Annotated in this window: 9 protein-coding genes; 1 reads left to right on the forward strand and 8 read right to left on the reverse strand. The window is 36.1% G+C overall.

The window, feature by feature from the left end; genetic code table 11:
* Nucleotides 1-16 precede the first annotated feature (16 nt).
* The 8 genes from CPT03_RS12330 to CPT03_RS12365 all read right to left on the reverse strand — a co-directional run bounded on the left by CPT03_RS12330 (nt 17) and on the right by CPT03_RS12365 (nt 11,854).
* Nucleotides 17-694 carry a hypothetical protein gene (locus CPT03_RS12330; RefSeq protein WP_099439131.1) on the reverse strand — a complete coding sequence of 226 codons (678 nt, stop codon included), beginning with the start codon at nt 692-694 and terminating at the stop codon, nt 17-19.
* Nucleotides 687-1,949: a dihydroorotase gene (locus CPT03_RS12335; protein WP_099439132.1), complete on the reverse strand. Its 1,263-nt coding sequence runs from the start codon at nt 1,947-1,949 to the stop codon at nt 687-689. The genes CPT03_RS12330 and CPT03_RS12335 overlap by 8 nt, the downstream gene beginning before the upstream one ends.
* Nucleotides 1,946-3,991, reverse strand: coding sequence for a BatA domain-containing protein (locus CPT03_RS12340; RefSeq protein ID WP_099439133.1), 2,046 nt, complete (start codon nt 3,989-3,991; stop codon nt 1,946-1,948). Before CPT03_RS12340 ends, CPT03_RS12335 begins: the two co-directional genes overlap by 4 nt.
* Nucleotides 3,992-4,012: 21 nt before the next feature.
* On the reverse strand, nt 4,013-5,590 hold the full coding sequence (locus CPT03_RS12345; RefSeq protein ID WP_245869825.1) for a L,D-transpeptidase family protein: 1,578 nt from the start codon (nt 5,588-5,590) through the stop codon (nt 4,013-4,015).
* 81 nt (nt 5,591-5,671) lie between these two features.
* Nucleotides 5,672-8,296: an outer membrane beta-barrel protein gene (locus tag CPT03_RS12350; protein ID WP_099439134.1), complete on the reverse strand. Its 2,625-nt coding sequence runs from the start codon at nt 8,294-8,296 to the stop codon at nt 5,672-5,674.
* A gap of 196 nt (nt 8,297-8,492) precedes the next feature.
* Complete coding sequence (locus CPT03_RS12355) at nt 8,493-9,980, reverse strand: carboxypeptidase-like regulatory domain-containing protein (protein WP_099439135.1); 1,488 nt, start codon at nt 9,978-9,980, stop codon at nt 8,493-8,495.
* Complete coding sequence (locus CPT03_RS12360) at nt 9,981-11,126, reverse strand: FecR family protein (RefSeq protein ID WP_172954177.1); 1,146 nt, start codon at nt 11,124-11,126, stop codon at nt 9,981-9,983.
* Between the two features lie 107 nt (nt 11,127-11,233).
* Nucleotides 11,234-11,854, reverse strand: a complete 621-nt coding sequence (locus CPT03_RS12365; protein ID WP_245869826.1) for an RNA polymerase sigma factor — start codon at nt 11,852-11,854, stop codon at nt 11,234-11,236.
* Nucleotides 11,855-12,236: 382 nt separating this feature from the next.
* On the opposite strand from CPT03_RS12365, the gene hisG reads away from it, so the two are divergent.
* A complete protein-coding gene (gene hisG, locus CPT03_RS12370) occupies nt 12,237-13,088 on the forward strand; it encodes an ATP phosphoribosyltransferase (RefSeq protein WP_099439137.1) in 852 nt (283 codons plus the stop codon).
* Nucleotides 13,089-13,144: the final 56 nt, after the last annotated feature.

Here is a 13,144-nt window from a genome sequence, read left to right on the forward strand (position 1 = left end):
TTGGTTAATAATTAGCCTAAGCTGTGGCTTCGTTAAAATTAGCTATTAAAGCATATACAGCAATATCAAACTCTTTGTTTGAGCTATAATCTTCAAGCTCTTTAATTACCTTATCGTTAGCTTTAGGCTGGTGAAAGAAAACCATAAAAGGAACAAAAAGCTCTTCCATTTCTTCACCAAGATCAATCATTCCGGCATGACCACAAATGTCTTCAACACTTGATTCAGCCAATTGCTGATTGCTGATAAGGTCCTCGTAAATATGAAACTCATCTTGAAACTCATCTTCATCAACAAGCAAAAATTCTTTAAGAAAATCGCCTAGCTCAGGCTTTATCCGCTCATCATGACACTCATTAATGTATAACAACAGGTTTAATAACTCTGTTCCCCTATCAATTGTTTCTTCTTCAATATCTGCCCACTCATCAGAATCCAGATAATCTTCTTCCAGTTTCTTAATATCATTAGAGAAGAAATTAATCATCAGCAAATCAAAGAATACTTCTCTAAGCTCTTCAAATGATGGATGCTCGTCAAAAACCTCATCAAACTCTTCAACTTTTTCCAAAAAGCCTAAGTCTTTGCCAAACACTTCAACAAGGCTCTCCTCTAATTTAACCGAGTCATTACCAGATACTCCAGCAAATTTATCTAACGATGCAATTAGTGCTGCTTTTACATGCTTATCCATATGATTGTAATTGTTTGTTATTATATACCAGTTGAACTTTACCGGTTAGTTTTTTATTTAATAATGGAGAATTAGCCGACTTTGAATAGTTCGTATCAACATTATACTCCCATTGCAAAGCAGGATTATACACCGTAAAGTTAGCTTCTGCACCAACTTCAATTACAGAAACTGCAAGACCAAGCAACTTACGTGGATTTACAGACAGTTTCTCCGCTATCTGCGTTGCATCAAGTCCGGCTTTAATAAGCAAAGGCAAAACAGTTTGCAAGGCAATAATACCATACGATGCAATTTCAAACTCAACATCTTTAAATTCTATTTCGTGCGGGCGATGCTGTGATCCTATCGCATCAATAGTTCCATCTTTTAAACCAGCAATCAATGCTTTCACATCAGTTTTACCACGCAAAGGTGGCTTAACCTTATAGTTGCTATCAAAATCATTCAACAACTCTTCAGTAAACACTAAATGATGCGCTGCTACATCGCAGGTAATTTTAACACCATCTTTTTTGGCCTTCTTAATAAGGGCTACAGAACCTGCGGTTGAGATATTGCTAATGTGTACAGGAGCATCGTGGTAAGTTGCCAAAAAGATATCGCGGTTAATGTGCATTTCTTCTGCTAACGAAGGCAATCCCTTCATTCCCAGTAACACACTAGTCTTACTCTCGTTAATCTGTGATTTTCCTGCAATAGATTTATTTTCAGGGTATACCATTAAAAGCCCGTCAAAACCCTGGGTGTATTGTAAAGCACGGCTCATAAAACCATCATCAACAATAGCCTTTCCACCATCAGAAAACGCTACGGCACCTGCCAGCTTCATATCGTACAATTCTGCAAGCTCCTTACCTTCCAATCCCTGACTAATGGCTCCTATTGGCAACACATCTACCAGGTTGTTTTTAGCTCTGTTAATGATGTATTCAACTTCGGCCTTCGATTGTACTACCGGCCTGGTATTTGGTAAAACCGCAATTCCTGTAAAGCCTCCTGCTTTTGCCGCAGCGGTAGCCGTATTAATATCTTCTTTGGTTTCAAAACCCGGATCACCAATGGAACAGTTTATGTCAAAGAAACCCGGAGAAAGCACAGCTCCTTCCCCATCAAAAACCTGTTCGTTTTTAGATGCAGTAAGTTTATTATCTATAGCCGTTATCTTTCCCTGTTCAACACGAACATCACATTTCTTTTGATTGAACTGGCTGTTTGGATCGGCAATAACTATGCCCGTGATAAGAAGGTTCATGATATTTCTATGTTTTTTATGTTATTAAAGAATCTAATAAGTAGTATTTCAGCGGCTAAAAAAACAATAGCTAAAATTAGGCAAAGTTTCCATAATTCACTGCTGCTATTTTTCACCTCTATATTTAATGACTGTGCGTCCTTTTTAGAATTAAATACGGATACCTTTTGTTTGCCAAAGAGCTTATTTAGCGCTGTTTCTGTAGCATAATGCATATCAGATTCTGTCCGATTATCATTAAATGCCATAACTGCTAAAACAGAATCTGCTTTTTTTAATTCATAAAAGCCCGATTTCTTTATCTGATCTGCCACATACAGCAAAGTTTTTCCGGCGGTTTGCCTCACTTCAGGAATAACTTCAACATCATCCGACACCAGTTTTAGCGATTGATTAGTCAGAAGACTGATTTTTTCACTTTCAAGAACATTGTTCAGTCCTATTGTATAATACAACGGTTGTTCTTTGGCGCTAGCAAATGCAATTTTATACATCAATGGCACAAAAACAGGATGCTTAGGCAAGCTGTTATCCTCTATATCTAATGAGCTCGAAGAAAGATAGACTTTACCAGCTCCTACGTTATACTTTGCAAACAGGAACCTATTTAAAGGCAACTCTAAAATATTCTCTTTGGCATTTGTATTTTGCTCATTATAGCTAAAATAACGGCTCACTAAAGGAAGATCAATATTTTTAGGAACCTGATCAAACACATCCTTAAAAACAGAGTTCTTCAAATCCATGCTGCTTGCTACCGGAGGTCCTGAATTTAATTGCTGAACCGAAGGCAACGACAAGCCTGTTAAAAATGCAGAATAAACATTTCCATTTGCATCAAGATCAGGAAATACAACTACCGATCCACCATTTTGCACATATGCTTTTAGCTGCTGGGCCAAACCAGATGATGGCTCCTTTAAACCATTCAAAACAATTAAACTATAGTCTGAAAAGCTAGAATATTTAATATTCGATTCAGCCATTTCAGTAAGTTTAAAGTAATTATCAGATGCAAAAAGAGCCTTTATATATTTATCTGAAGGATTACCTGCAATATTTAGCACCTTCATTTCATTACTTACCTTAAAACTAAAATTCAGGCCATCATCAAACGTTAAAGGAAAGTCCTTAATATCAATTGTTCCTTTTTGCCATCCGCTTTGCAAACCACTAAAAGACAAAGTATCCTTAACAGACTTACCCGCCTCAACAGTTATATTACCAATAGCTTTTTGCTGTTTATTGATGGTCAGCTTCAAAGCTATACCCGAAGCCTGCTCTTCTCCATAATTTCGCAGTTGAACAACAATCTTTTCAGCTTGTCCGGGCTGATGTACCGGAGAAAGACTCCAAACACTATCAATAGATATATTTGGAAGACTGTTGGCGTTTAGCTTAATAAAAGTATAATTAATTTCCTTATTAGCCGTTAAAGACTTACTGCCTACAAAACTATTTTGAAAATCGGAAAGCAGAAAGCTTATCTCATTTCTGCCTACCATAAAACTCGCCTGTTGCCTGTTTATAACCTGTTGCAAAGTCTTGCTTGCCGGAGATATCTTAATTTCATCAAGAAACTGAAGAAACTCTTCCTTATTAACCAATCTTTGGTGCTTACCCTCAAAATCATTTGTAATCAACCTAAATTGATCATTAATATCGTACGACTTTGCAATTTCCTTTGCCTTTCTTTTGGCCTCATCAAGCAAACTTCCTTCCTTGTTTACAGTTTCCATACTGTACGAATTATCAATATATATACTGATAACATTTCTTTCGCCCGGATTATGTTTATTTCCTGAGGAGATAAAAGGCCTGGCAAATGCCAAAACAAGAAAAACAATTGCCAATACCCTGCACAAAAGCACAAGTAGATTTTTAAGCTTTTCTCTCGAAGAATTTTGCTCTTTGGCTTCCTTTAAAAATTGTACATTACTAAAATATACTTTCTTAAATTTCCTGAAATTGAATAAATGAATTACAATAGGTATGGCTATTGCCAGCAGCGCGAAAAGAAAACCTGGATATAGGAAATTCATTAAAAACCAAAGGTAGAACTTTTACATGAATTTTTTCATAGCATCCCATAAAGTTTCGTCTAAACCATAAACATCAGGGCGGAATTGCAAGCTGCCATTTTGCGACCATGCAGTTATATAATTGATGATCAGCGGAACAGGCTTTTTAACTCCAAACCATTTAGGTTTTAATTTATAAACATTTACAGTATCGGCCTTTTTGGCCATTTTTTTACGATAAATCTCCATTTTTGTAGTATCAATTGGTGGCAGGTTTACCTCCATCCTTAATTGATCATATTCGTATTTATCTTTAACCAGGGTTTCGGCAAATTGTAACGGTTTTTCTACACGAACACAACCATGGCTTATTGCACGGTTAGCTCTTGAAAATGCACTTTTATTATTCGTATCATGCAGGTAGATGCTCGACCCGTTATCGAATATAAATTTAAACTTACCTAAAGCATTTCCCTCACCAGAACCTTGCTTAAACTGAAAAGGCAATTTTTCTCTTGAATACTTACTCCACTGAATGGTATCAGGGTCCATCACCTGCTTGCCTTTATAATATACTTTTATATTGCTGTTAGAAAGATAGTACGGATCTCTAACCGCCTGCCAGTAAATTTCACTTTGTGCAATACTAACCGGAATATTCCATATCGGGTTAACCTGTATAGAGTTAAGTTTACTGTATAGAAGTGGCGTTTCATGATTTTTAGGTTTATCATCAAGATTACCCGATTTTAAATACTGTTTAATTTTATCAGCATACCCTTCTTCGCGCTTACCTCCTACACACACCTTCATTTGGGTTAGCGTATCCTGGTCCTTAAACCAGGTAAGAGAGAAATCGGGAATATTTACCTGTACATATTCATCACCAAGTTCCGGCAATTTCCAGCGCAAACGCTCCATATTAACCATAATGGTTTTTACCATATAACTTTTACTGCCAGAGTCGGCCTTATATTTCGACAGTTTACCCTGAAACACATGATAATCCGGAGAAGAAGGCTGGATATCTGTTAGTAATTTTTGAATGTCCTTCGTTTGCAAAACCTCAGTTACACTTAGACTATCCGGTCTTTTTACAGGCACATAATACCTGCTAAACAATTTCCTTGGGTTGATGCTGCCATAGTAAACAAAATTATTGTATTTAATAAGCCCTTCCGCAGCGTTCAGCTCCAAATCAGCAATTACAGGATAAACTTCATCTATCGATTTAAATTTATTAGCTTGTAGTATAGCCAACAGAGATCCAAGTTGTTTATACCTAAATAAATCAGGGTTAAAACCATGCTCTTCACTCCTGCCTATATAATTCTCAAGACTATCAAGCCCACCATTAACAAAGAATCTAGTAACCAGCTCTGGTTTATATTCATTTGAATAATAATAATTTGTTAAGGTATTTGGGTTAGAAAATTTGGACTTTAAGGAATCAAGGTGTTTCTTAAAAACAACATTATAAACAGCAGTATCGAAATTTTTATACAGTTTATTCTTGAAATGATCCGACAGCACAATACCAACTTCCGGTACATCTTTAAACCAATTACACGATGAAAGCATCGCAATTAACAAAACAACAGGTAATAGTTTTTTTTTCAAAGCAAGTGAGTTAGCGACAAATTTAGGCGTTTTTTTAACTTAACCTTCCTACCTAAACAAATTAAGTGCCACTAACTGAGCTTACGCGCCAAATTTCCTTACTTTAAAAATAAACGAAAGCATAAAATATCTACCCAATCTGTTTACTTGCCTATCTACAATTACGTTATCAAACACATCTCTGGAAATTCCTGAGTTTTCGTTAAACAAATCAAATCCATCCAGTCGCAAAGTACCCCTATCCTTTTTAAGAAACTTGTATTCCATAAATAAGCGAAGTAATGTAGGATTCTTCACAAAAGAATTATCATAGCCAGAATTGATCTGTTTTGTAAAATCGTAGCCAATAGTTAAATCTTTAAAAAAGTAGTTTCGGCCTTCAATACCATACTCAAAACGGTTTGTTTGTCTATCCTCAAAATTTTCCTGAGAATAGGTGGTCCTGTTTTGCATGTAAGACGTCTCTATCTCGAAATTCACAATATTTTCCAAATCCAATCTAAGTTCCAGTTCCTGGCGCCATACTGCATTTTTTGCAACATTCTTATTTTGATCAACAAAGGCAACATTATTATTTAAAGAACCCCATCCAGAAAACTCAACTGTAAACTTGCGTTCAAAAAATGGTTTCGAATAATTGTAATCTCCACTTAAATTATAAAAGCCATTAGTATTGGTGTAGCTGCTAATCTGGTTTACTGTGTTAGGAATTAGCATTTTAGTAGTTACAATCTTATGCTGCGTCTGGTTGTATGAAAGACCGGCAGTTAACATGTGGCCACGATTCCAGTCAGACTGTTTGTAACGCGCATTAACACTATGAATAAATTCAGGCTTTAAGTTCGGATTACCAATCACTACGTTCTGGAGGTTAGAATTATCAGCAATAGGTTGCAGTTGTAAAAACCCAGGCTGGTTATTACGTCCCCAATAATTAAACTCAAATGATTCCTGATTCGAGAACCTGTAAACCATTCTGGCTGAAGGGATCACATTAAAAGTTCTTTGGATAGTACTGATATCTTTACTGATGTTTTGCCCCTTTAACACAGCAGGCTGACCATTTAAACCTAAGGTATAATTCAATTTCTCTCCAATAAAACGATAATTTACCCCTACTTTATTGGTGATAAACTGATAATCGTAATTGTTACTTAAATCAGGATTAAACACCTGTTCACCGGTGATCACATCGCGTGTATCTCTAACACTCGAAGTAGCCGACCGGCTGTAATTATAGTTAAATTCAATAAATGTTTTACTCCATAAAGGCTCCATGTATGAAAAGCCGGAATAAGTACCAAGTGTATGACTATTCTGATCAGTTAGCTGATTTTGTAACCTTGTCGAATCAACCCCACCTTCAGAAATCAGGTAATCATTGGATACATCCTTAAAGTTGTCTCCATTTGAATAATTAACACCACCCCAGTAACTAAAGTTTCTTCCTTTTTTTGCAAACTTATGATTGTAAAACAAATTTGTTTTCAGGAATAATGAATTTGAGGTATTCAGGTTCCTGCTATTACGGTTGGTAATAAGATCATTTTGGGTAATTGTAGAAAAACCACCACTATTGCCATTATTGGTATTGTACGAAAACTGTGGAGATACCTTAAGATAATTCATGGTATCGCTCTTATATTCTACATTTCCATTAAACTCATGATTATACCTGTTGTTTATATTATCGTTTTTCGAATCTTCCAAACGGGTATAACTATCCAAAAAGTTTTGGGTATGGGCAGTGCTAATCGTATTATTTTTACTGTTATCAAAATTATAGTTCGCATTGGCCGAAATTTTAGGGTTCCATTCATTACGGTAATTCAATCCCCCTGCATTTCTGGTTGTTATCCCGTCACCACCGCCTCCTCTCAAATTTGCATTATTTACCGTTCCGTCAAAAGAAAGCTGCCGCTCTCCTTTCATACTATTCCCCCTAAAACTGGTATTGTACCTATCAGAATTTCCAACCCCACCCTGTGCTCTTGCAAAATATCCCTTTTTCTTATCCTCTTGTATGGTTAGGTTAAGTACTTTTTCCGGCTCGCCGGTTTTTATACCAGTTAACTTAGCCTGATCGCCATAATCATCAATAAACTGAAGGTTTTTAATAATATCGGCCGGTAAGTTTTTAATTGCCGTTGCCACATCAGTACCAAAAAAGTCTTTCCCATTTACTTTAATTTTGGTTACCGGCGCCCCTTGATTGGTTACATTTCCGTCCTTATCTACCTTTATACCTGGCAGCTTTTTCAATACCTCATCTACCGCATCTCCCTCCCTAACAGGAAAAGAGGCCGCGTTAAAACTTACCGTATCTTCAGTAATCTTTACCGGGGGAACTCCCGAAATAACTACCGCATCAAGGGTATTAGAGGTTGGTTTTAATTTAACATTCGGAATAACAATACCATTACCTTGTGTAATTGTATATTGCCTGGTAAACGTATCAAACCCAATAAATGCAGCTGTAAGCGTAAATTGTTTTGATTTAACCTTGGTAAAACTGAAGCTCCCATCAGTATTGGCCGAAACGCCCAAACTGTCTTTAACCCAGTTAATTCTAACCACGGCGCCGGGCAGTGGCAGCCCCGCCGTATCTAATATACTTCCCTTAACTGTGTAGTTTTGCGCTTTACTGCTTAAAAATGCAGTAGTGAGCACTACAAGCAAAAAAATTGATTTAATAAAATGGTTCATTTGGTTGTGTGTGTGCCATAAAGGTACAATAAGCTTTGCTAAAGCGTTTTAAGCGTAATTAATATGTTACAACAAACACTAATCTATAATGGCTTTAACAGAATATTAAGATCGGTAATGGGATGTAAGCAGTTATGTTACATCCCTACCGATCATTTCGCTTGAGAGTCGCTGGGCTTCTTTATTATAGTTGTTATTAATCTTTTTCTTTTGGTAAGATATAATCCATCGGCACCATATCTGCAACCTTTTCATAGCCCCAAAACCCTTCATAAAGCAACGAGCCTGGATCATAAACTCCCCCATTTTCATAAAAATTAATAGACGATTTCAATTTATAAATCAAAGAAATCTGGAATCTGGAATATTCTGGGGGTCTTTCAATCTTGTAACCCGAATAATCCGCATAATCCCTTGTTTCTTTTTCCTTTTTAAAAACAATGTATAACGCATCTTTATAAGCCAGAGTTTTTATGCTGCTTATTTTTTGCTTAACCAGGGTATCAGTTAGCACGTTAGCTCTGTTAAGCACCTCCAAAGTATCCGGCTTATTTTTCATAATAGTCCAGTAGCTCAAAGAATCTTTCCTGGTTTTAAAGCTAATCTGCTTGCCCCTTATGTCCGAAAAAAAATTAATCTTCTCATCAATCAGTGTATCAGGTCGCTTACTTTTATTTGCAGTTTTTATTAGCTTGTTAATTACAAAACCTTCTTCCTCGGTTGAATTGCTATACAACGACCTAAAAAAATGTTGAGGTGAGCCTGAATAAGCTATTTTTCTTTTTTGCTGATATCCTTTTATTTTTGATCTTGTTCCTTTAATTTCCTCAAAGTATGGGTAGCCATAAAATAATACCACCTTTGTTTCCTGGTCCTGCTCAAAATACTTAAGCAGATATTTAATCCGGTATCCAAGCGCTTTATTTTCTACAACAATAAATTCATCAGCCATCGCTTTTAAAATGCGGTTTTCATCGTCATAATCAAATTGTATTACCTCCGGATTAGTAATTTCACATTTTTTAGCATTTGGTGATGTGCCAATAAAGCTTTCCTTAAAAGCTTTAAGCCGCTTTTCGCGAAACGGGTCTAAAGTGATTACAACTTCTTTTAGTTGTTTAATATTTTCCTGGAGCACAATTTCTATAGCCACCGACTTACCAATTATAGTTACATTCTGATTAGCAGGTAAATACCCCATCATTTGAACCAGAACATTATAATTGCCTTCCTTTAGGTTCTTAATAACAAATTTCCCCTCATTATCTGCCACTGTTCCTGTTTGGTAACCACTAAGCAAAATCCCTGCACCCGGCAGTGTCTCACCGTTTTTACCTTTAACCACACCAGAAATAGCATACAAACTTTGCGGAGGCAAAACTTCATTCTTATTCCTTGGAATAATCATTACAATCTTATTTTCGATAATGTAAGTTATTGGCAAGTCTTCAAAAATGTCACTCAATACCAAATCAACACTTGCATCTTTAACTGTAACATCTACAGGTTTCAAATCCTGAATCAAGGTGTTGTCATACAGAAAATCATAGTTACACTGTTTCCTAATCTCTTTAAAAACTGTCGACAATTCAGCATTTTTCAGCGACAGGGTAATTCCCTGCCCATTCGCATTAGATGTGGTACGTATAAATACAATTAAAAAAAATGCGAATATCAATCTCATCTACTTAGCAACTATTACTCTATTTCCATCAATCATAAATTTAACCTTCCCGGTTATTTCCAATGCTTTTAAAACAGCCGAAATATTTTTTGAGCGAGACACTGTACCGCTTAAATGAAGGTTTTCGTGGTTCCCATTATCTATAATTTCAACATTATACCATCGGGCTACCTGACGCAGGATACTGCCAAAATCTTCATTATTAAATATAAAATCTCCATTTTTCCAGGCTACAGCTTCTTGTGTGTCCGCATTGCGGATAACCAAACTGCTTTTAGCCAGCAAAGATTCCTGACCAGGACGTAAAATCTTTTGCTCATTACTGTTCGACACTTTAACTGACCCTTCTAACAATGTTGTTTTAATAGCCTCCTCATCACTATAAGAATTAACATTAAAATGAGTACCCAATACCTCAACCTCCTGCTTATCAGTTTTCACTATAAAAGGATGACTTTTATCTTTCGCAACTTCAAAATAAGCCTCACCGGTAAGTTCAACTTTACGCTGTTTAAGTGAAACAAAAGTTGCCGGAAAAGTAAAAGACGAAGCAGCATTTAACCAGATTTTAGACCCATCGGGTAAAATAACCTGATACTGCTGCCCCTTTGCAGTACTTATAATATTTAGCTCCGGATTGTCTAAAAATGTTGTTTCGCTTGCCTTTAAAGGTTTAGATTTATAAATCAGTTTCCCATCCGCTGTTTTAAAAATAGATACATTTCTTTGTTCAGCAATCAGACCTATAGGAGCATCGGCTAAAGTTATCTTTTTCCCATCGGCAAGTGTTAAAGTAGCCGTATTCTTAGCGGGTGCTACATCATTGGGAACAATATTCGCTGCTGTAACTTGCTTAACTTCCGGATTGTGTTGTCTATAATAAAACAACCCTGCGCCAACAACCATTAACAAGCATGCAGCGGCAACAGCCGGATACCACAAACGGTTTACTTTAACCGGAACCTTTTCTTTCATCAGTGATTTATAAATCGCCTCAGTTTCCTGATTCAGTTCATCTTCAGAAAGCTCGGGTATATCATCTTTAGAAAAATAATGCAGCCAATATTTAGCTGCCTGTTCTTCCTGAGGAGTAGCTGTACCAGCACTCACTTTATCTAAAACCTTTTTAATATCTTTCTTTTCCATTGACATATTGGGATTTCCATTGGTTTGAATTTGGAATACCGATCATTGCAGACATAGACAACTCAGCAATACCAAATGGGGACAACCGTTTAAAATATTTTTTTAAATCAGGAATTAACGATAAAAACCAAATAAATAACAAGGCCGAGTTTTAACTTTAAGTGTTTCATTGCCCTTTTAAGCTGAGTATTTACTGTCGATTCGGCAACACCTAATTGTTCAGATATATCTTTTGCAGACATGTATTGTTTGCTTCGCAACTCATAAACCTTTCGCATTCCTGGCGGCATTGCAGCTATTTCCCTTTCTATCATTGCAGCGATATCCTTCTCTCTGATAAGAAAGTCTGTTTCTTCACTATCCACATCTATGTAATGATTACCCTCATCAGCGTATCTGCGCAAAACTTCTTTATGCTTAAAAACGTTGAAAATTTTATTGAGAACAGATTTATAAAGATATCCGGATAAGGTGGTCTTCAAATCAAGAGTCTGGTGATTATTCAACATCCATGCAAAAACATCATGCACTATATCTCTTGACTCTTCTTTATTGCCAAGCTTATGATATGCGTATAAGTAAAGAGGTTTATCGTATCGGGCGTAAATTTCTTTAAATGCGGCATCATCACCCGATTTAAATAACCGGATCAATTCGTGCTCGTTATATTTGGTATAGTCTAACACATTAATTACTTCTCTAAAGTTAACTATTTTCCCAATACTCAAATCAGCTAATAGCTGGGTATTGAGAAAATTACATTAGTTAAAGATTAGTACAGGCAGCTTTTTATACAATTTTTTGGTGCCGGGGCCCTAGCGACGCCCTGTAAAACCTTTTTAACCTCAAAACTAAAACAAAGTGTTAACCATACATTATAATTTAAAACCAAATTTTATTTGGAATTGCAATTTCAATCTATATATTTGCATCTCCTCAGGATGCTAGCCATTGTTGATAAGGAACTTAAATAATATTATGAACACTGTTTTGAACCATCATTTACATTTGCACCATCGCCAATTGGCGATGTATATGTAATGTTTTGTACTTCAAAACTTGTTTCCGACCTTATTTTCTTGTTCAATTCAATAATAATCAAAAGCACATTTGAAAACACTTAAAATTGCTATCCAAAAATCGGGTAGATTAAACGAAAAATCAGTAGAAATCCTTAAAAATTGTGGTTTATCTTTCGAAAACTACAAGAGCTCTTTAATTTCAACCGTAACAAACTTCCCTCTTGAGATTCTTTTTTTAAGAGATGATGATATTCCTGAATATGTACAGGACGGAATTGCCGACCTGGGTATAGTTGGCGAAAATGTAATTGTAGAGTCCGGCTCTGAAGTTACCTATCTTCAAAAATTAGGCTTTGGTAAATGCACACTTAAAATTGCAATCCCTAACGAAAGCGACATCACTGAAGTTGCACAATTAGAAGGAAAAGCAATTGCGACTTCTTACCCTGTAATCCTCGAAAAATACCTTAAAGATAATCATGTAAATGCTGAGGTTCGTACCATTTCAGGTTCTGTAGAAATTGGTCCGGGTTTGGGACTAAGTGATGCGATTTGCGATATCGTTTCTACCGGTGGAACTTTGAAAAGTAATGGCTTGAAACCATTCTCGGAAGTGATGAAATCTGAAGCTGTTCTAATTGGAAAAGAAGGCTCAGAATTATTGCCAGAAGTTCAGGAATTATTGCAAAGGATCCGTTCAGTACTACGTGCAAAAGAAACCAAATATGTAGTGCTTAATGTGGCTAAATCTAACCTTAAAAAAGTTGTTGATCTTTTGCCTGGAGTAAAAAGCCCAACGGTTGTTCCATTGTTCGATGAGGATTGGGTTGCTGTACATTCAGTAATTGCAGAGCACGATTTCTGGGAAAAGATCAATAGTCTGAAAGCTGCCGGAGCACAAGGAATTGTAGTTATGCCTATTGAAAAAATCATTGCTTAATTATAAGATTATAATAGAAAAACACTTATTTTATCATTAACTAATAGTTAAACTTA

It is taken from the genome of Pedobacter ginsengisoli (assembly GCF_002736205.1).
Classification (GTDB): Bacteria; Bacteroidota; Bacteroidia; order Sphingobacteriales; family Sphingobacteriaceae; genus Pedobacter; species Pedobacter ginsengisoli_A.

Excerpts from the sequence above, each read along its gene's own strand:
- CPT03_RS12330 (WP_099439131.1), bottom strand. The coding sequence starts at position 694 with ATGGATAAGCATGTAAAAGCAGCACTAATTGCATCGTTAGATAAATTT.
- CPT03_RS12335 (WP_099439132.1), bottom strand. The coding sequence starts at position 1,949 with ATGAACCTTCTTATCACGGGCATAGTTATTGCCGATCCAAACAGCCAG.
- CPT03_RS12340 (WP_099439133.1), bottom strand. The coding sequence starts at position 3,991 with ATGAATTTCCTATATCCAGGTTTTCTTTTCGCGCTGCTGGCAATAGCC.
- CPT03_RS12350 (WP_099439134.1), bottom strand. The coding sequence starts at position 8,296 with ATGAACCATTTTATTAAATCAATTTTTTTGCTTGTAGTGCTCACTACT.
- CPT03_RS12355 (WP_099439135.1), bottom strand. The coding sequence starts at position 9,980 with ATGAGATTGATATTCGCATTTTTTTTAATTGTATTTATACGTACCACA.
- CPT03_RS12360 (WP_172954177.1), bottom strand. The coding sequence starts at position 11,126 with ATGGAAAAGAAAGATATTAAAAAGGTTTTAGATAAAGTGAGTGCTGGT.